This window comes from Pseudomonas sp. ABa2, assembly GCF_056676075.1.
This window is the reverse complement of record NZ_CM155239.1, coordinates 3494503-3513529: the sequence shown is the minus strand read 5'-3', so window position 1 is coordinate 3513529 and position 19027 is coordinate 3494503. Positions and strand designations below refer to the sequence as shown.

18 protein-coding genes are annotated in these 19027 nt (G+C 67.3%); 13 read left to right on the top strand and 5 right to left on the bottom strand.

Annotation, left to right across the window (positions count from 1 at the left end; translation table 11 throughout):
• Window positions 1-79 precede the first annotated feature (79 nt).
• Both AC1G9C_RS17085 and AC1G9C_RS17080 read right to left on the bottom strand, forming a co-directional pair.
• A complete protein-coding gene (locus AC1G9C_RS17085) occupies window positions 80-493 on the bottom strand; it encodes a cupin domain-containing protein (protein ID WP_480408283.1) in 414 nt (137 codons plus the stop codon).
• Between the two features lie 69 nt (window positions 494-562).
• Entirely contained in the window at window positions 563-1324 is a 762-nt protein-coding gene (locus AC1G9C_RS17080; RefSeq protein WP_480408282.1) for an SDR family oxidoreductase, read from the bottom strand.
• A gap of 259 nt (window positions 1325-1583) precedes the next feature.
• Between AC1G9C_RS17080 and AC1G9C_RS17075 the strand changes: the two genes are divergently transcribed.
• From AC1G9C_RS17075 to AC1G9C_RS17015, 13 genes are all read left to right on the top strand, one after another.
• On the top strand, window positions 1584-3176 hold the full coding sequence (locus AC1G9C_RS17075; RefSeq protein ID WP_480408281.1) for a winged helix-turn-helix domain-containing tetratricopeptide repeat protein: 1593 nt from the start codon (window positions 1584-1586) through the stop codon (window positions 3174-3176).
• A gap of 351 nt (window positions 3177-3527) precedes the next feature.
• Window positions 3528-3911 carry an alpha/beta fold hydrolase gene (locus AC1G9C_RS17070; RefSeq protein WP_480408280.1) on the top strand — a complete coding sequence of 128 codons (384 nt, stop codon included), beginning with the start codon at window positions 3528-3530 and terminating at the stop codon, window positions 3909-3911.
• A gap of 119 nt (window positions 3912-4030) precedes the next feature.
• Entirely contained in the window at window positions 4031-4540 is a 510-nt protein-coding gene (locus tag AC1G9C_RS17065) for a ProQ/FinO family protein (protein WP_021442373.1), read from the top strand.
• Window positions 4541-4647: 107 nt separating this feature from the next.
• Window positions 4648-5760, top strand: coding sequence for a sugar diacid recognition domain-containing protein (locus AC1G9C_RS17060; RefSeq protein WP_480408279.1), 1113 nt, complete (start codon window positions 4648-4650; stop codon window positions 5758-5760).
• Window positions 5761-5969: 209 nt separating this feature from the next.
• The gene (locus tag AC1G9C_RS17055) at window positions 5970-7337 is read left to right on the top strand and encodes a GntP family permease (protein ID WP_480408278.1); all 1368 of its coding nucleotides are present in this window, start codon (window positions 5970-5972) and stop codon (window positions 7335-7337) included.
• Window positions 7338-7392: 55 nt separating this feature from the next.
• On the top strand, window positions 7393-8520 hold the full coding sequence (locus AC1G9C_RS17050) for a glycerate kinase (protein ID WP_480408277.1): 1128 nt from the start codon (window positions 7393-7395) through the stop codon (window positions 8518-8520).
• A 96-nt stretch (window positions 8521-8616) separates the two neighbouring features.
• A complete protein-coding gene (locus AC1G9C_RS17045; protein ID WP_122108679.1) occupies window positions 8617-9078 on the top strand; it encodes an outer membrane lipoprotein in 462 nt (153 codons plus the stop codon).
• A 287-nt stretch (window positions 9079-9365) separates the two neighbouring features.
• Complete coding sequence (locus AC1G9C_RS17040) at window positions 9366-12158, top strand: monovalent cation/H+ antiporter subunit A (protein ID WP_480408276.1); 2793 nt, start codon at window positions 9366-9368, stop codon at window positions 12156-12158.
• A gap of 1 nt (window position 12159) precedes the next feature.
• Window positions 12160-12489 (top strand): Na+/H+ antiporter subunit C, encoded by a 330-nt coding sequence (locus AC1G9C_RS17035; RefSeq protein WP_021442610.1) that lies wholly within the window; start codon window positions 12160-12162, stop codon window positions 12487-12489.
• Window positions 12486-13991 (top strand): monovalent cation/H+ antiporter subunit D, encoded by a 1506-nt coding sequence (locus AC1G9C_RS17030; RefSeq protein WP_021442609.1) that lies wholly within the window; start codon window positions 12486-12488, stop codon window positions 13989-13991. The genes AC1G9C_RS17035 and AC1G9C_RS17030 overlap by 4 nt, the downstream gene beginning before the upstream one ends.
• A complete protein-coding gene (locus tag AC1G9C_RS17025) occupies window positions 13988-14491 on the top strand; it encodes a Na+/H+ antiporter subunit E (protein WP_480408275.1) in 504 nt (167 codons plus the stop codon). Before AC1G9C_RS17030 ends, AC1G9C_RS17025 begins: the two co-directional genes overlap by 4 nt.
• Window positions 14476-14745: a K+/H+ antiporter subunit F gene (locus AC1G9C_RS17020; protein WP_021442607.1), complete on the top strand. Its 270-nt coding sequence runs from the start codon at window positions 14476-14478 to the stop codon at window positions 14743-14745. Before AC1G9C_RS17025 ends, AC1G9C_RS17020 begins: the two co-directional genes overlap by 16 nt.
• Before the next feature lie 23 nt (window positions 14746-14768).
• Window positions 14769-15101, top strand: a complete 333-nt coding sequence (locus tag AC1G9C_RS17015; RefSeq protein WP_021442606.1) for a Na+/H+ antiporter subunit G — start codon at window positions 14769-14771, stop codon at window positions 15099-15101.
• Between the two features lie 123 nt (window positions 15102-15224).
• Here AC1G9C_RS17015 and AC1G9C_RS17010 read toward each other — a convergent pair whose 3' ends face one another.
• The 3 genes from AC1G9C_RS17010 to AC1G9C_RS17000 form a co-directional block, all read right to left on the bottom strand.
• A complete protein-coding gene (locus AC1G9C_RS17010; RefSeq protein WP_480408274.1) occupies window positions 15225-16838 on the bottom strand; it encodes an NAD(P)/FAD-dependent oxidoreductase in 1614 nt (537 codons plus the stop codon).
• Between the two features lie 81 nt (window positions 16839-16919).
• A complete protein-coding gene (gap, locus tag AC1G9C_RS17005) occupies window positions 16920-17927 on the bottom strand; it encodes a type I glyceraldehyde-3-phosphate dehydrogenase (protein ID WP_021442604.1) in 1008 nt (335 codons plus the stop codon).
• 314 nt (window positions 17928-18241) lie between these two features.
• The gene (locus tag AC1G9C_RS17000; RefSeq protein ID WP_480408273.1) at window positions 18242-18913 is read right to left on the bottom strand and encodes a COG3650 family protein; all 672 of its coding nucleotides are present in this window, start codon (window positions 18911-18913) and stop codon (window positions 18242-18244) included.
• Window positions 18914-19027 lie beyond the last annotated feature (114 nt).

The window sequence follows — 19027 nt, the reverse complement described above, 5'->3', positions numbered from 1 at the left end:
GATGTCCTATTCCATGCAAGCAACTCCGGCAGCCCTGTGTTGGAAGCAGGGCTGCCGCGAGTCGCCGGCGTGTTGACGGTTATTGTCCGGCGGGTGTAACGAGCTCCTGTTCGTCACTGTCGAGGACGAACACGGCCATCAGTCGCGACGGTTTGGTGTCGCTGGCGTTGGCGCTTACCGCATGGAAGGAGCCGGGCTCTTCAACGAAGCTTTCGCCGACCTGGTAGACCTTTTCTTCCGAGTCGTTGACCTTGCTGCGCACCGCGCCCTCGAGAACCGTCGCGTAGATGAAGGCCGACTTCGGGTGGGTGTGGGAGGGCGACTGACCACCCGGGGCGTATTCGACGAGCACGACCCTCATGCTCTTGCCGGGAACGTTGGGTAGCGGCTGGTTGAAGACCTCCGTCACCTTGCCTGCTGGGCGGTCGTCGGCCGATGCGGCGGTAATCGAAAGGGTGGCGAATACAGCGGCCAGGAAGTATCGAGTGAACATGACGGAATCCTCCGGTTGTACGGGCGTAAGGCGCACCGCGCGAGCAGGGCGCACACCTGGTTGGCTGCGCTAGTGCTTTGCCTGGGCCTGTGACCGCGCGAGCCAGTCTTCGAAATGGATGGCGCCTAGACGCGGGGCGTGGCCCGGGGTCAGCGACTGGTCGTCGAGCTCGGCGCCGAAGTAGCGCGCGTGCACATCCGCAACGACGTTGCGCGTGTCCCCCGTGCTTCTGAGGAAACGCTTGACCAGTTCGTCGAGTGGCATAGCCTCGGGGCCGGCGACTTCGGTCGTGCCGTTGAGCGGCTTCGCCAGCGCGACCTCGGCCAGCGCTGCGGCCACGTCGTCGGAGGATATGGGCTGGATCAACGCCGGCGACAGGCGAACCTCTGCGCCTACGGTGGCCGCCTGCGCAATACCGCCTACGAACTCGAAGAACTGCGTGGCGCGTAGTAGGGAGTAAGGAATGCTGGATGCCTTGATGAGCTTTTCCTGGGCTACCTTGGCGCGGAAGTAGCCGTTGTCGGGCAGGCGTTCGCAACCGACGATTGACAGCGCTACATGATGGCCGACGCCAGCGGCCGCCTCCGCCGCCAGCAGGTTGCGCGTTGAGGTTTCGAAGAACTCCAGTACCGCCTGGTCTTCCCACACCGGCGCATTGGTCACGTCCACGACCACATCGGCACCGTCCATGGCTTCTGCCAGACCCTCGCGGGTGATGGTATTAACGCCTGTATTCGGGGAAGCCGCGAGGGCGTCATGGCCTCGTTCGCGGAGCATTTTCACAAGCTTTGTTCCAATGAGGCCGGTGCCTCCGATGACAATGATCTTCATGGCTGTTCTCCGTTCCTCCGGCGGCAGGGATTGCCGTCGATGTGGAGGAAGAGTGCCTGCGCCTTTGCTCGAAGTCCTTGCCGTCTCCTTGGATTGTTCTTGGGGAAATCTTGCTTATTCGTCCAAATGAATAAAGTGCCGATTACCGACCATCGCAAGCGGTGCGGCGCGTTGCGCGCTGCAGTACCATCGGTAGCCGATACTGATTGAAAGTCGCCTGGGACACGGAGCGTTGGGCGTTCACCAGGGGACCTCAGCTTTGTTATTCGTGTTTGAAGACTACATGCTCGACCAGGAGCGCCGCGAATTAACCGTTCGTGGCGACGTGGTTGATATCGGGCCACAGGTTTTCGATCTCCTGTTGCATCTGCTCAGTCACCGCGACCATGTCGTCAGCAAGGATGACCTGCTCCAGGCGGTTTGGAGTGGTCGCATCGTTTCCGAGTCCACTATTACTAGCCACATCAACGCCGTGCGCAGGGCGGTTGGTGACACGGGTGAAATACAGCGGCTGGTCCGCACCATTCCCCGCAAAGGTTACCGTTTCGTTGGCGAGGTAAGGGTTAGCGAGGCCGAGCCTGGCCAACTGCCTGACCCACCAGCAGTCGCCGGCAACACCCCCCTGGCCACCCAGGAAACACCCGCACTCGCACTGCCGGACAAGCCCTCCATAACCGTGCTGCCGTTCCATAACCTCAGTGGTGACAAGGAGCAGGACTACTTCGCCGATGGGGTCGTGGAAGACATCATCGGCGCCTTGTCCCGTATCCGCTGGCTGTTCGTCATCGCCCGTAACTCGAGCTTCACCTACAAAGGAAGAGCGGTGGACGTAAGGGATGTCGGTAATGAGCTCGGTGTGCGCTATGTGCTGGAGGGCAGTGTGCGCAAGAGCGGCAACAGGATTCGCATTACCGGCCAACTGATTGATGCCACGACAGGCATGCATATCTGGGCGGAGCGTTTCGAGGGCCAGATCGCCGACATCTTCGAGCTGCAGGATCAAATCGCCGAAAGCGTTGTCGGTGCGATAGCGCCACAGCTCGAAAGGGCTGAGATAGAGCGTGCCAAGCGCAAACCGACGGAAAGCCTGTGCGCCTACGACTATTACCTGCGCGGGACGGCGAAACTGCACAATGGTACCCGGGAGGCCATCGCGGAAGCGTTGGACCTGTTCTACAAGGCCATTGAGCTGGATTCCGACTTCGCCTCGGCCTACGGCATGGCAGCCTGGTGTCATTTCTGGCGCAAGCTCAACGGTTGGATGGGCGACCGCTCGCTGGAAATCGCCGAGGGCGCCAGGCTTGCTCGCCTGGCGGTGAGCCTGGGGCGCGACGATGCGGTGGCGCTGACCCGCGGTGGGCATGCACTGGTCCATTTCGCCGGCGATATCGATGGCGGTATCGCCCTGCTCGACAGGGCTCGCCTGCTCAACCCCAATCTCGCCCCCGCCTGGTACCTGGGAGGCATTCTGCGTGCCCTGCGAGGGGAAACAGAATCCGCCATCGAGAACCTGAACCACGCGACGCGCCTCAGTCCGCTGGACCCGGAAATGTTCAGGATCCAGGTGGGCATGGCGCTCGCGCATTTCTTTGCCGGGCGCTTCGATACGGCCGCACACTGGGCGGAAAAGTCGTTGGGAAACCTGCCCAGCCTGCTGGTTCCGACCGCACTGCTGGCGGCCAGCCACGCCCATAGCGGGCGACCGGAAAGGGCTAGGCAGGCATCGCGGCGGCTACTGGAGTTGGACCCCTCGCTGCGTGTCTCCAGGTTGAGGGACTGGTTGCCGATCCAGCGGGCGGAGGACGTCCAGCGATTTGCGGAAGGCCTGCGGCTCGCGGGGGTTCCGGAATGACACTGATTTTGCGTCGAGGCAGGTAGGCTTCATCTGCTGAATAGTCTTTGGAGTTGAGGTGCGAAACGGCAGCTTTCGGCCGACTTTGTTGAAAAAGTCGGCTTCTGAGAGAGCCGCTTATCGGCAACTCAAAGAACGCTCGATTTCGGCGTTGCTACCCGTCACGACCAATTGATATCGGGCGGTTCCGGCCCTTGATGATGGCTCCTTGCGCCCGCCAGATCGGATGACCAACGTCGCCAGCATCCGTATGCGCCTGGTTGCCAGCCATCAGTCCACGCACCGGTGCGCGCGGCGCCTGTTACGGGGTTATGCTCGGCGCTTCGTTGATGGTTCGGAAAGGATTGCGCCATGCACGCCCCCATCGTTTTTATCCACGGCCTGATCGGCAGCCTGCAGCTGCCCGAGCTGAGCGTCGCCTTCGCTCCGGGGCGGGCGTTGGCGCCCGATCTGCTCGGCTACGGCGCGCAGCGCCAGGTGCCGGTCGAGGCCATCGATCTGCCGGCGCAGGTTGAGCATCTGTATCGCGTGCTCGAGGAGCAGTTGCCGGGCGAGGCGGTGCATCTGGTCGGTCATTCGGTGGGCGGGGCGGTCGCCATGCTGTTCGCCCAGGTCCATGGCGAGCGGGTGCGCAGCCTGGTCAGCGTCGAGGACAATTTCAGCCTGTGTGAAAAGGGGGGCAGATTTATTTATCGGGATCACTGTCCGCTTTTGGCCGAAAACCGCCCTCCATAAGTTTCTGCGGCCTGTCCATCACCTACCGCCGGGCACGCCAGCCGCCAATAAGGCTGTAAGAAACGAGCACATAAGATACCTTTGCGCCACGAACCAACCAGGACAATGCGAACCGAACGATGGGTTTTGAACAATTAGCTGAGCTACGTGACCGCCTGCGGGCTGAAAAAGAGCAGATAAAGACCGCAAGCGCGAAGCCGCAAAAGCGCAAGGCGCCGCAGAAAGCCAAGCCGCGCGAGCAGGATCCTACCGTCGAGGCGATCTGGAGGTTGCAGAAGCACTTCCCCTTGGCTTTCCCGGTCAATCCGGCACCCAAGGTGCCGCTGAAAGAGGGCATTCTCAAAGATGCCGAGCAGCATCTGCAGTTGCTCGGCATCACCGGTGAGCAGCTCAAGCTGGGTATTGCCGCCTGGTGCCGGGGCGGTCGCTACTGGGCTGCCATGACGGAAAATGCGCCGCGTCTGGATCTGCAAGGCCAGCCTGCTGGCGTGGTGACGGCGGCGCAGGCGCTGCATGCCAGGCAGCAGGCCAGGCGGCAACGTGCCGAAGCACGGCGCAATCAGGCCAAGGCGAAGGCGCCAGCGGACGACAAGGCCGTTGAGAGCGTTGCGCAGCCAAGCGCGGAGTAAGCCCTCTGGCAGCCTGATGGCGTTTCGACTCATTTGCGTCTGGATGGCCGCATCGTGAGGGCCGCTGATCGGCCTACAATGGCGGCCTTCCCCGCGAGGCCGCCCGCATGCTCGAACTCGACTCCACCCTGGCGCAGCACATAGTCGACCGCGCCATGGCCATCCTGCCGCACAACATCAACGTGATGGATGCCCAGGGCATGATCATCGGCAGCGGCGATCCCAGTCGCCTGCACACCCGTCACGAAGGCGCGCAGCTGGTGCTGGCCAACCGCCGCGTGGTGGAGATCGACGCCCAGGCCGCCGCCTGCCTGCGCGGCGTCAAACCCGGGGTCAATCTGCCGCTGCTGCATGGCGAACGGCTGATCGGCGTGCTCGGCATCACCGGCGACCCGGAGCTCGTGCGGCCCTACGCCGAGCTGGTGCGCATGGCCGCCGAGATGCTGGTCGAGCACCGTGTGCTGCAGGCCGAGCGCCACTGGCAGCGCCACCAGCAGGAGGCCTGGCTGCGCCAGTTGCTCGATCCGCAGCAGAGCCTGGCCAGCCTCGAGGTCGAGGCCGAGCGCCTGGCGCTGCAGCTCGCCTGGCCGCGGCAGATGTGCCTGCTGCGGTTGAGCGAGGAGGGCGACCCGCTGCCGCGCCAGGCGCGTCTGCTCGCCGCCCTGGGGGGCAAGAGCGAGCACCTGGTGGCGCCGCTGGGGCGGCGCGAACTGCTCTGGTGCCGGCCCCATAGCGCCAGCCGCGACGACCGCGCCTGGCTGGTCCAGGCCGACGAGCGCGAGTGGGGCGTGCAATCGCTGGCGCTCAGCGATCCGCTGCAGGACCTGGCGGCCCTGCGTCAGGCCAGCCTGGCGCTGCGCGACCTGCAGGCCTACGGTCAGGCGCGCTTTCCCGAGAGGCGTCTGCTGCGCCTGGACGAACTGCGCCTGCCGACTCTGCTCTACGCCCAGCGCCACAGCTGGCTGCTGCAGGGCTGGCTGGCGCCGCTGCGCCGGGTGCTGGCGCAGGACGCCCAGGGCACGCTGCGCGCCACCCTGGAGGCCTGGTGCGCCCACGACGGCCAGGTGCAGGCCTGCGCCCAGGCCCTGGGCATTCACCGCAACACCCTGCGCTATCGCCTGGAGCGCATCGGCGAGCTCAGCGGCCTGGACCTCAACCGCTTCGACCAGCGCCTGCAACTGTCGCTCGGCCTCGGGCTGCTGGAGCCGGGAGAGGGCTGACAGCGCCGTGCCGGCGCCGCTGCTAGGCTGCTGGGCGAGGTAGTCAGGGAACCGCTCTTGTGCGCCTGCACAGGTCGGGGTGTTTGCTGGTCGGGCTTTTGGTGCTTGCGCACAGGGTCTGGGCGGGGCGGGCTGAGCCACAATGGCGCGCCTGTCGGCATTCCCGTCCGGGCCTCGCGCCCGCCATAACAACAATGAGGAGACTGGTCATGGGCCTGGTCCTGATCCTGGTGGCACTGATCGCGTTCATCGTGCTGTCCACCACCCGTTTGAAACTGCATCCCTTTCTCGCCCTGCTGGCCGCCGCGCTGATCGCCGGTTTCGCCTATCAGGTGCCCGCCGGCGAAATTCTCAAGACCATTGCCGCCGGCTTCGGCGGCATTCTCGGCTACATCGGCATCGTCATCGTGCTCGGCACCGTCATCGGGGTGATCCTCGAGCGCAGCGGCGCGGCCATCACCATGGCCGAGACGGTGATCCGCCTGCTCGGTCAGCGCTTTCCCACCCTGACCCTGTCGATCATCGGCTACCTGGTATCGATCCCGGTGTTCTGCGACTCCGGCTACGTCATCCTCAACTCGCTGAAGAACGCCCTGGCGGCGCGCATGAAGGTCTCCGTGGTGGCCATGAGCGTGGCCCTGGCCACCGGTCTGTACGCCACCCACACCTTCGTCCCGCCAACCCCGGGGCCGATCGCCGCGGCCGGCAACCTGGGCCTGGAGGCCTCGCTCGGCCTGGTGATCCTGGTCGGCCTGCTGGTCGCCGCGGTCACTGCCTGCGCCGGCATGCTCTGGGCCAACCGCTACCTTAAGCAGGACGACCATCAGCTGCTGGAGGAAGCTCCCAGCGAGCTGCTCGCCGACGACGTCGACTTCGAGGTGCTCAAGGCCCGCTACGGCAAGCTGCCCAGCGCCTGGCAGGCGTTCTCGCCGATCTTCGTGCCGATCGCACTGATCTGCCTCGGCTCGCTCGCCGCCTTCCCCAGCAAGCCGCTCGGCGAGGGTGTGCTGTTCGACCTGCTGAGCTTCCTCGGCCAGCCGGTGGCGGCGTTGCTGGTGGGCCTGGCGCTGGCCTGCACCCTGCTCAAGGGCGAGGACAAGCGTCAGCAGTTCCACGACCAGGTGGCCGACGGCCTCAAGGCCGCCGCGCCGATCCTCCTGATCACTGGTGCCGGCGGCGCCTTCGGCGCCATGCTCAAGGCCACCGCGCTGACCGGCTACCTGGGCGACAGCCTGTCGGCCCTGGGCATTGGCCTGTTCATGCCGTTCCTGGTGGCGGCGGCGCTGAAGACCGCGCAGGGCTCGTCCACCGTGGCGCTGGTCACCACCTCGGCGATGGTCGCGCCGCTGCTGGCCAACCTCGGCCTGGACAGCGAGATGGGCCGGGTGCTGACCGTGATGGCCATCGGCGCCGGCGCCATGACCGTGTCCCACGCCAACGACAGCTTCTTCTGGGTGGTGACCCAGTTCAGCCGCATGAAGGTGGCCACCGCCTACCGTGCGCAGACCCTGGCCACGCTGATCCAGGGGCTGGCCGGCATGCTCACCGTCTGGCTGCTGAGCCTGGTTCTGCTGTAATCCGCTCTATCGGCGGACGGCCGGCGGCCGTCCGCCTCCGTCGAGGTTAGCCATCATGAAAATCGTCATCGCCCCGGACTCCTTCAAGGAGAGCCTCAGCGCACCCGAAGTGGCCGTCGCCATCGCCCGCGGCTGGCAGCAGGTGTTCCCCGACGCGGAATGCCTGCTGCGGCCGATGGCCGACGGCGGCGAGGGCACGGTGGACGCGCTGCTCGCCGCGGTCGGCGGCGAGCGCCGCGAGTGCCGGGTACGCGGGCCCATGGGCGCGCCGGTGGCGGCGCACTGGGGCTGGCTCGGGCAGGGCACCGCGGTGATCGAGATGGCCGCCGCCAGCGGCCTGCACTGGGTGCCGCGCGAGCAGCGCGATGCGCGCCTGGCCAGCAGCTTCGGCACCGGCGAGCTGATTCTGCAGGCGCTGGACGCCGGCGCCACGCGGATCATCCTCGGCCTCGGCGGCAGCGCCACCAACGACGGCGGCGCCGGCCTGCTGCAGGCCCTCGGCGTACGCTTTCTCGACGTCGCCGGACGCGAGCTGGCGCCCGGCGGCGCGGCCCTGGCGGCGCTCGATCAGCTCGACCTGAGCGGCCTGGACGCGCGCCTGCTGAAGGCGCAGGTCGAGGTCGCTGCCGACGTCGACAACCCACTGTGCGGACCGCGCGGCGCCTCGGCGGTGTTCGGCCCGCAGAAGGGCGCGACGCCGGCGCAGGTCGCCGAGTTGGATGCCGCGCTGGGGCGTTACGCGCGCATCGTCGCCGCCACCCTGGGCGAGGATCATGCGCAGTTCCCCGGCGTCGGCGCGGCCGGCGGCCTCGGCTTTGCCGCCCGCGCCTTGCTCAAGGCCAGCTTCCGCCCCGGCATCGAACTGGTCGCCGAGCTGTCCGGGCTGGCCGACGCGGTGCTCGGCGCCGACCTGGTGATCACCGGTGAAGGGCGGATGGACGCGCAAACCCTGCACGGCAAGACGCCGGTGGGCGTGGCGCGGGTGGCACGCGCCGCCGGGGTACCGGTGATCGCCCTGGCCGGCAGCCTCGGCGAGGGCTACCAGGCGCTGTACCAGGCCGGTATCGAGGCGGCCTTCAGCCTCGCCCCGGGGCCGATCTCGCTGGAGCAGGCCATGCATGGCGCCGCCGTGGAACTCGAGGCGCGGGCGGTGGACATCGCCAGGCTGTGGCGTCTTAGCTGAACTGCGTCTGTCCGAATCGGCTATTGTTGAGTCACGGCCGTGACAGCCGCGTGGACGCGGCGTCTAATGGATTGAGACACTTCTGGAGGAACTGCTATGCGTAAACCCACTCTGCTCATTACCTCGCTGGCCGCGTTGCTGGCCCTCGGCGGGTGTGCGTCCAGCCTGACCGGCGACACCTACAGCCGCGACGAGGCCCGGACCGTGCAGACGGTGCGCATGGGCACCATCGAGTCGCTGCGTCCGGTGAAGATCGAAGGCACCAAGACGCCGATCGGCGCCGGCGCCGGTGCGGTGATCGGCGGTATCGGCGGCAGCACGGTCGGCGGCGGCCGCGGCAGTGCGGTGGCGGCGGTGATCGGGGCGGTGGCCGGCGGCCTGCTCGGCGCCGCGGCCGAGGAGGGCATCACCCGCACTCAGGGGGTGGAGATCACCGTGCGCGAAGACGACGGCACCCTGCGCGCCTATGTGCAGGAGGTCGAGCCGAACCAGATCTTCCGCGTCGGCGAGCGCGTGCGCATCATGACCGTCAACGGCACCAGCCGCGTTACTCACTGAGGTGCAGTGTACGAGCCGGAGCAGCCCCAGGTTGCTCCGGCTTTTTTGTGGCCCGTACGGGCCGCTGCCACGAGGCTGGGCGATTGGCGCGCCGCGCGTGTGTTTAGTAATAATTCAATGCATGACGATGTGTCGATAGGTATGGATAATCGGCGCTTATTCGTGTCACGACAATGACTTAGCTCGACCGCTCGGTCAGGAATCGAATACCGTCAGGGGAGTTGCGACTCCAATTCACGCCGCCGGGGTCTGCAAGCCCGGCGGGCTTGCATAAGGGGTTTTTGCCGATGGCGCTTGCGCTGATTGTCGCCTTGCCATTTCTGGGACTGTTTCTGCCGGTGCTGGCCGACCGCCTGGGGCGTTCCGCCTGTGCCGTGGCCGCCGCCCTGGCGCCGCTGCTCGCCCTGGTGCTGCTGTTCAGTCAGCAGCCGGCGGTGTTCGCCGGCGAGGTGCTGCGGGTCAAGCTGGAGTGGCTGCCGCAACTGGGGCTGAACCTCAGCCTGCGCCTGGATGGCCTGGGCTTTCTGTTCGCCCTTCTGATCCTTGGCATCGGCCTGCTGGTGATCCTCTACGCCCGCTATTACCTGGCCAAGAGCGAGCCGATGGGGCGCTTCTTCGCCTTCCTGCTGCTGTTCATGGGCGCCATGCTCGGCGTGGTGCTGTCGGAAAACCTGCTGCTGATGCTGGTGTTCTGGGAGCTGACCAGCCTGTCGTCGTTCCTCCTGATCGGTTTCTGGGGTTCGCGCTCGGAGGCGCGCAAGGGCGCACGCATGGCCCTGGCGATCACCGGCGGCGGCGGTCTGGCGCTGCTCGCCGGCATCCTGCTGATCGGCCATATCGTCGGCAGTTTCGAGCTGTCGCAGGTGCTCGCCGCCGGCTATGCGATCCGCGCCCACGAGCTGTACCCGCTGGCGCTGGTGCTGGTGCTGCTCGGCGTGTTCACCAAGTCGGCGCAGTTCCCCTTTCATTTCTGGCTGCCGCATGCGATGGCGGCGCCGACCCCGGTGTCGGCCTACCTGCACTCGGCGACCATGGTCAAGGCCGGGGTGTTCCTCCTGGCGCGCCTGTATCCGGCGCTGGCCGGCTCCGAGTGGTGGTTCTACCTGGTCAGCCTGACCGGCCTGGCGACCCTGTTGGTGGGTGCCGGCATGGCGCTGTTCCAGCACGACCTCAAGGGCCTGCTGGCCTACTCGACCATCAGCCACCTGGGCCTGATCACCCTGCTGTTCGGCCTCGACTCGCACCTGGCGGCGGTCGCCGCGGTGTTCCACATCATCAACCACGCCACCTTCAAGGCCTCGCTGTTCATGGCCGCGGGGATCATCGACCACGAGACCGGCAGCCGCGACATGCGGCGCATCAACGGCCTGTGGAAGTACATGCCGCATACCGCGGTGCTGGCCATGGTGGCGGCCTCGGCGATGGCCGGGGTGCCCTTGCTCAACGGCTTCCTGAGCAAGGAGATGTTCTTCACCGAGACCCTCCACCAGCACCTGCTGGGCAGCTTCAGCTGGGTGATCCCGGCGGCGGCGACCCTCGCCGGGGTGTTCTCGGTGGCCTATTCGCTGCGCTTCATCCACGACGTGTTCTTCAACGGCGAGCCGATCAACCTGCCCAAGTACCCGCCGCACGAACCGCCGCGCTACATGAAGGTGCCGGTGGAGATCCTGGTGTTCCTCTGCCTGCTGGTGGGCATGCTGCCGGCCTACACCGTGGCGCCGCTGCTGGCCACGGCGGCCTCGGCCACCCTTGGCGGCACGCTGCCGGAGTACAGCCTGGCGATCTGGCACGGAGTCAACCTGCCGTTGATCATGAGCCTGATCGCCACGGTCGGCGGCATCCTCATCTACACCCTGCGTCAGCCGCTGTTCCGCTGGTACGCCGGGATGCCCAGCGTCGACGCCAAGCTGATGTTCGAGCGCGTGGTGGTCAGCCTGTTCGGCGCCGCCACGGCGCTGACCCAGTGGCTGGAGAACGGTTCGCTGCAGCGCTACCTGGCCTGCCTGCTCGGCGCCGGTGTGCTGGTGGTGGTGCTCGGCCTCGGCCCGCTGCCGCAGCTGAGCGGTTCGGTGGCGCTGAGCCCGGTGGACGGCATCACCGCGCTCGGCCTGGGCATCCTCTCCCTGGCGGCGCTGGTCACGGTGATCTTTCACCGCCAGCGCCTGGTCTCGCTGCTGATGCTCAGCGTGGTCGGCCTGATGGTGGCGCTGGCCTTCGCCCGCTACTCGGCGCCGGACCTGGCGCTGACCCAGCTGTCGGTGGAGGTGGTGACCATCATCCTGCTGATGCTGGCGCTGTTCTTCCTGCCGGCGCAGACCCGCGTCGAGTCCAGCAGCCTGCGCGCGTTGCGCGACTTCAGCCTGGCCATCGGCAGCGGGGTGATGATCGCCATGCTCGCCTTCGCCGTGCTCACTCGTCCCTACGACAGCATCGCCAGCTACTTCCTGGCGAACAGCGTGCCCGGCGGCGGCGGTACCAATGTGGTCAACGTCATCCTGGTGGACTTCCGCGGCTTCGACACCCTCGGCGAGATCAGCGTGCTGGCCATCGCCGGCGTCGGCATCTACGCCATGCTCGACGGCCTGCGCCTGTTCCAGCCCAATGCCGACGCCCAGGGGCGCAGCTGGGCGCGCGACCGCCACCCGCTGATCCTCGCCACCCTGTCGCGGGTGCTGCTGCCGATGGCGCTGCTGATTTCGGTGTTCATCTTCCTGCGCGGCCACAACCTGCCCGGCGGCGGCTTCATCGCCGGTCTGGTCACCGCCGTGGCGCTGATCCTGCAGTACGTCGCCAGCGGCGTGCAGTGGACCCAGTCGCGCCTGCCGCTGAATTACCACCGCATGGCCGGCGCCGGGGTACTGATCGCCGCCGCCACCGGCCTCGGCAGCTGGCTGTTCGGCCGGCCGTTCCTGACCTCGGCCTTCGGCCATTTCCATATTCCCCTGGTGGGGGAGATCGAACTGGCCACCGCCATGCTGTTCGACCTGGGCGTGTACCTGACCGTGGTCGGGGCGACCCTGCTCATCCTCGCCAACCTGGGCAAGCTGACCCAGGAAAAGCCCGGACAGGAGGTACTCTGAAATGGAAGCACTGTTTGCCGTAGCGCTCGGCATCCTCACCGCCAGCGGCGTCTACCTGCTGCTGCGCGCCCGCACCTTTCCGGTGGTGATGGGCCTGACCCTGATTTCCTACGCGGTCAACCTGTTCCTCTTCGCCATGGGCCGCCTGCAGGGCGGCGCCTCCACGGTGATCGGCCAGGGCAGCCACTACGCCGACCCGCTGCCGCAGGCGCTGGTGCTCACCGCCATCGTCATCGGCTTCGCCATGACCGCCTTCGTCGTGGTGCTGGCGCTGCGTAGCGTCGGCGAGTTGAGCACCGACCATGTCGATGGCCGGGAGCCCCATCGATGAACCATGCGTTGATCCTGCCCGTTCTGCTGCCGCTGTTCGTCGGCAGCCTGCTGCTGTTCGCCGCGCGCCTGAGCATGCCGCTCAAGCGCCTGGCCTCGGTGAGCGCCACCGCCTTGCTGGTGCCGGTCAGCCTGTACCTGCTGCTGCAGGCCGACCAGGGCGCCATCCAGTTCTACGCCCTGGGCAACTGGCAGCCGCCGTTCGGCATCATCCTCGTGCTCGACCGCCTCAGCGCGCTGATGCTGCTGGTCACCGCGGTGCTGGCGCTGTTCGCCGTGCTCTACGCCATGCGCGGCGACGACGAGCGCGGGCGCAACTTCCACGCGCTGTTCCAGTTCCAGCTGCTGGGCATCAACGGCGCCTTCCTCACCGGCGACCTGTTCAACCTGTTCGTGTTCTTCGAGATCCTGCTGATCGCCTCCTACTCGCTGCTGCTGCACGGCGGCGGCAAGGATCGGGTACGCGCCGGCCTGCACTACGTGGTGCTCAACCTGGTCGGCTCGGCCTTCTTCCTGATCGCCGTCGGCGTGCTCTACGGCATCACCGGCACCCTCAACATGGTCGACATGGCCGAGCGGGTGGCGGCGGCCGACCACGACCAGGCGGCGCTGATCGGCGCCGCCGGCATGCTGCTGCTGGTGGTGTTCGGCCTCAAGGCGGCCTTCCTGCCGCTGTATTTCTGGCTGCCGAAGGCCTACGCCGCGGCCACGGCGCCGGTGGCGGCGCTGTTCGCGATCATGACCAAGGTCGGCCTGTATTCGATCCTGCGGGTGTACACCCTGATCTTTGGGGACAACGCCGGCGAACTGGCCGACATGGCGCTGCAGTGGCTGTGGCCGCTGGCCCTGCTGACCCTGGGCCTGGGGGTGATCGGCGCCTTCGCCGCCACCAGCCTGCAGGGGCTGCTGGCCTATCTGGTGGTGGTGTCGGTGGGCACCCTGCTGGCCGGCATCGCCCTGGGCACCGCGGAGGCGCTGCAGGCCGCGCTGTTCTACCTGATCCACAGCACCTGGATGGCCGGCGCGCTGTTTTTGATCGCCGACCTGATCGCCCGCCAGCGCGGCGTCAAGGGCGGCCAGCTGGTGCAGGGCGCGGCACTGCAGAACCCGCATCTGCTCGGCGCGCTGTTCTTCGTCGGCGCCATCGCCGTGGCCGGTCTGCCGCCGCTGTCCGGTTTCCTCGGCAAGCTGCTGCTGCTGCAGGCGGTCGGCCCCGGCTGGCAGGGGCTGTTCCTCTGGCCGCTGGTGCTGATCGGCGGCCTGGTCACCCTGGTCAGCCTCAGCCGCGCCGGCAGCACGCTGTTCTGGCGCGTGGGCCTGAGCCAGCTGGACAGTGCCGAACTGGACAAGGGCCGTCTGCTGGCCGCCACCGGCCTGCTGCTGACCGGGCCGCTGCTGGTGGCGCTGGCGCAGCCGGTGCTGACGTACCTCGCCGCCACGGTGGCGCAACTGCACGACCTGGAGAGCTACCGCATGATCCTGCAGAGCGGAGGTGCGTCATGAAGGCGCGCCGCTGGTTGCCCCACCCCCTGCTGAGCCTGTGCCTGCTGTTCGTCTGGTTGCTGCTGGTCAACGATTTCGGCCTCGGCCACTGGCTGCTCGGCGCCTTCCTCGGCTGGCTGATCCCGCTGGTCACCCAGGTGTTCTGGATCAACCCGTCGCGGGTGCGCAAGCCGCTCAAGCTGAGCCTGTTCCTGCTGCGCGTGCTGCTCGACATCGTGGTCGCCAACCTGCAGGTGGCCAAGCTGATCCTCGGCCCGATCAGCCGCCTGCGTCCGGCCTTCGTCGAGGTGCCGCTGCAGCTGAGCGACGAGCTGGCGCTGACCATGCTCGCCAGCATCGTCTCGCTGACCCCCGGCACGGTGTCGGCCGACCTCAGCGACGACAAGCGCATGCTGCTGGTGCACAGCCTCGATGTCGACGACGAACAAGAGCTGGTGCGCAGCATCCAGACCCGTTACGAAGCGCCGCTGCTGGAGGTGTTCGCATGCTCGCCTACGTGATCCCGATCTGCCTGACCATCATGGGCCTGGCCCTGGTGCTGACCCTGGCGCGCCTGATCAAGGGCCCGGACATGCCGGACCGCATCCTCGCCCTGGACACCCTGTACATCAACGCCATCGCCCTGATCGTGCTGTTCGGCATCTGGCTCGGTTCCGACCTCTACTTCGAGGCGGCGCTGCTGATCGCGGTGATGGGCTTTATCGGCACCGTGGCAGTGGCCAAGTACCTGCTGCGCGGCGATATCATCGAATAACGACCTGCTATGGAGACTGCTGCATGGACACCCTGATCGAAGGCCTGGTCGCCCTGTTCCTGCTGCTCGGCAGCCTGTTCGCCCTGGTCGGCGCCATCGGCCTGTACCGTCTGCCGGACTTCTTCATGCGCCTGCACGGACCGACCAAGGCCACCACCCTGGGCGTCGGCGGCATGGTCATTGCCTCGCTGATCTACTTCGGCAGCCGCGGCAACGGCCTCAGCCTGCACGAACTGCTGATCACCCTGTTCCTCTTCATCACCGCCCCGGTCAGCGCCCATATGCTGGCCAAGGCGGCGCTGCAGCAGAAGCTGCCGCTCAGCGAGCAGACCCGCGGGCGGCCCTGGGAACAGTAGTTGAGCGGGATCCATAGCCGAGCGGCCCGCGCCTCGCGCACGGGCCCAATGCCTGGAACCATTTGCCCGTACGCAGTCACCTCGCGGCCATCGCCGCGGTGCGACCCTGTGCTGTCTGAGACGTTAAGGCTTTAGCCCGAGCATATCGCGCGCCACCGCTTCGGCCACGCGGATGCCGTCGACCCCGGCGGAAAGAATGCCGCCGGCATAGCCCGCGCCTTCACCAGCCGGGTACAGGCCCTTGAGATTCAGGCTCTGCAGGTCGTCGCCGCGGGTGATGCGCACCGGCGAGGAGGTGCGCGTCTCGATGCCGGTGAGCACCGCATCGGCCAGGTCGAAGCCCTTGATCTGCTTGGCGAAGGCCGGCAGCGCCTCGCGGATGGCTTCGATGGCGAAGTCCGGCAGCGACGGCGCCAGGTCGCCCAGCTTGACCCCCGGTTTGTACGAGGGTGTGACCTCGCCCAGGGCGGTCGACGGCTGGCCTTTGATGAAGTCGCCGACCAGTTGCCCCGGCGCCTCGTAGTTGCGCCCGCCGAGCACGTAGGCGTGGGATTCCAGGCGCTCCTGCAGTTCGACGCCGGCCAGCGGGCCGCCCGGATAGTCCTGCTCGGGGGTGATGCCGACGACTATGCCGGCGTTGGCGTTGCGCTCGTTGCGCGAATACTGGCTCATGCCGTTGGTGACCACCCGCTCCGGTTCGGAGGTGGCGGCGACCACGGTGCCGCCCGGGCACATGCAGAAGCTGTACACCGAGCGGCCGTTGCTGGCGTGGTGCACCAGCTTGTAGTCGGCGGCGCCGAGCTTGGGATGGCCGGCGTACTTGCCCAGGCGCGCGCGGTCGATCAAGGACTGCGGGTGCTCGATGCGGAAGCCCACCGAGAAGGGCTTGGCCTCCAGGTACACGCCGCGGGCATGCAGCATGCGGAAGGTGTCGCGCGAGCTGTGGCCGAGGGCGAGGATCACGTGGCGGCTGAGGATCTGCTCGCCGCTGTCCAGCACCACGCCGGTGAGCTGGCCGTCTTCCATCAGCAGGTCGCTGACGCGCTGCTGGAAGCGCACCTCGCCGCCCAGGGCCTTGATCTCCTCGCGCATGGTGGCGACCACGCCGGTGAGGCGGAAGGTGCCGATATGCGGCTTGCTGACGTAGAGGATTTCCTCCGGCGCGCCGGCCTTGACGAACTCCTGCAGCACCTTGCGCCCGTGGTGGTGCGGATCCTTGATCTGGCTGTACAGCTTACCGTCGGAGAAGGTGCCGGCGCCGCCCTCGCCGAACTGCACGTTGGACTCGGGGTCGAGCTGGTTCTTGCGCCACAGGCCCCAGGTGTCCTTGGTGCGCTGGCGCACTTCCTTGCCGCGCTCCAGCACTATGGGGCGCAAACCGGCCTGGGCCAGGATCAGCGCGGCGAAGATGCCGCAGGGGCCGAAACCGACGACCAGGGGGCGCTCGTCAAGCGGCGCCTTGGCCTGGCCGACCGGCTTGTAGGCGATATCCGGCGCCGGGCCGACCTGCTTGTCGTGCGCCAGGCGGGCGAGCAGGGCGGCTTCGTCCTTAACCTCGCAATCGAGGGTGTAGATGAACGGCATCTCGCCGAATTTCTTGCGCGCATCGTAGCTGCGCTTGAATACGCTGAAATCGAGCAGCTCGGCGTCGTCGATGCCCAGGCGCTGGACGATGGCCGGGCGCAAGGCGTCGTCGGCATGGTCGAGGGGCAGTTTCAGTTCGGTCAGGCGAATCATGGCGAGTATCCCCCAGGGCCGGTGGCGATCCGGCAGAGTGAAAAAGGCCGGCGATTGTACAGGATCGCCGCCCGCAGGTCGTCAGCCGGCCTGCGGCAGCGGCCAGGCCAGCAGCACGTCGAGCATGCGGTTGGCGAAGGCCCATTCGTTGTCGTACCAGGCCAGCACCTTGACCAGCTCGTCCTGCACCCGGGTGTGGTTGAGGTCGACCACGCAGGACAGCGGGTAGCCGTTGAAGTCGCTGGACACCAGCGGCAGCGCGTTGCACTCCATCACCCCGGCCGGCAGCGCTGCCGCCCCGGCCTGCAGCGCGGCGTTGATCGCCTCGCGGCTGGTCGGCCGCTCGGCGGTGAAGGTCAGGTCGAGCAGCGATACGTTGGGCGTCGGCACCCGCACCGACAGGCCATCCAGGCGCCCGGCCAGTTCCGGCAGCACCAGGCCGATGGTCTTGGCCGCGCCGGTACTGGTGGGAATCATCGACAGCGCCGCGGCGCGGGCGCGGTAGAGGTCCTTGTGCGCCTTGTCCAGCAGGTTCTGGTCGTTGGTGTAGGCGTGCACCGTGTTGATCAGGCCCTGGCGGATGCCCACGGCCTGGTGCAGCACCTTGGCCAGCGGCGCCAGGCAGTTGGTGGTGCAGGAGGCGTTGGAGACGATCTGCTGATTGCCCAGCAGCTCATGGTTGACGCCGTAGACCACGGTCAGGTCGGCGCTTTCCAGCGGGTGCGAGAGCAGCACGCGCTGGGCCCCGGCGGTCAGGTGCTGTTCGACCTGGGCGCGTTTCTTGAACTTGCCCGAGCACTCCAGCACCAGGTCGACGCCGAGGCGGTTCCACGGCAGGTTGAAGGCTTCGCGCTCGCACAGCAGATGGATCGATTGGCCGGCCAGGTGCAACTGGTCGCCCTGCAGCTCGACCTCGCCGGGGAAGCGGCCGAAGGTCGAATCGAAGCGGGTCAGGTGGGCGAGGGTGGCGTGGTCGCCGAGGTCGTTGATCGCGATCAGGCGGATGCGTTGCTGCAGATCGCGCTGCACCAGGGCGCGCAGCAGGGCGCGGCCGATGCGCCCGTATCCGTTCAGGGCTACTCGTAGCATGGCGGTCTCCTTCCGGCTTTGCTCTGTGCAGCTTAGGAGCCAGTTGGCGAGCCTGCCGCGCAGGACTGTGGCAAAAAATCACCGGGAGTGATTTTTGACGTCGCTTGCGACGGCCCAAAGGGGCACCGCAAGGGATGGCAGGTGACAAAAAACTTCCGGGAGAAGTTTTTGACGTCGCCTGCGAGGGCCCACAGGGTGGCCGCCAGGGATGGCAGGCCACCAAAAATCGCCGGGAGTGATTTTTGACCTCGCTGGCGACGGCCCGCGGGACACCGCCAGGCATCGCCGGCAAGCCGGCGCCTACGCGGCGGGGCTCAGTTGCGCGCGCCGCCGAAGTGGGCGCAGCCGCGCTGCACCTGGCCGTCCAGGCGCAGTTCGGCGCTGAGGTGGCTGACCGCGCCGCTCATGCCGTCGACGCAACGTTGCGGCGCCACCCACAGCTCCAGGCGGCGGCCGTTGGCCTCGCTGCTGAAATTCAGGCGGCCTTCGGGCAGCTGCTCTTCCAGGTAGGGCAGGGCCAGCGGCGGCTGGTCGGGGCGGTTGAGCACCAGGCCCTTGCCGCCGACCTCCACCTGCCAGAACGGCTCGTTGCCGCTGGCACGCAGGGTCAGGCGCTTGAAGTTGAGGTCGTCGCAGCCATGGCCTTCGCCCTGGATGCGGTACAGCTGGCTGACCTCGAGACGACCGTCGCTGCCGTTGCCCTGGCTGCCGCCCAGCCGGCCGGCGAGGTCGGTGAACAGCACAGTCTGGCCGTCGGCCAGCAACTCGGCGGCTGCGCGGGTGACGCCGGTGTTGCCGCTGTCGACCAGGGCGAAGCGGCGCTGCTCCTGGCAGGGGGTGAAGAACAGCTGGCCGCCCTGAGCCTGCAACTGGCCCTGCAGGCGCGTGGCCGGCGGCGGGCCTTCGGGTTTGCCGGTGTAGACCTGGCAGGCGGTGAGCAGGGGCAGCAGGGCGAAGCTGGCGAGCAGGGTGCGGGTGATCGACATGAAAGCCTCCGAACGGAAGCCGCCACCTTAGCCACAGGCGTGCGCCGGCTCAAGCCGTTTGCTTTTGACGGCGCGCGCGGGCTGCGGCCTAATGCGCCGGATCAGCCGTTGCCC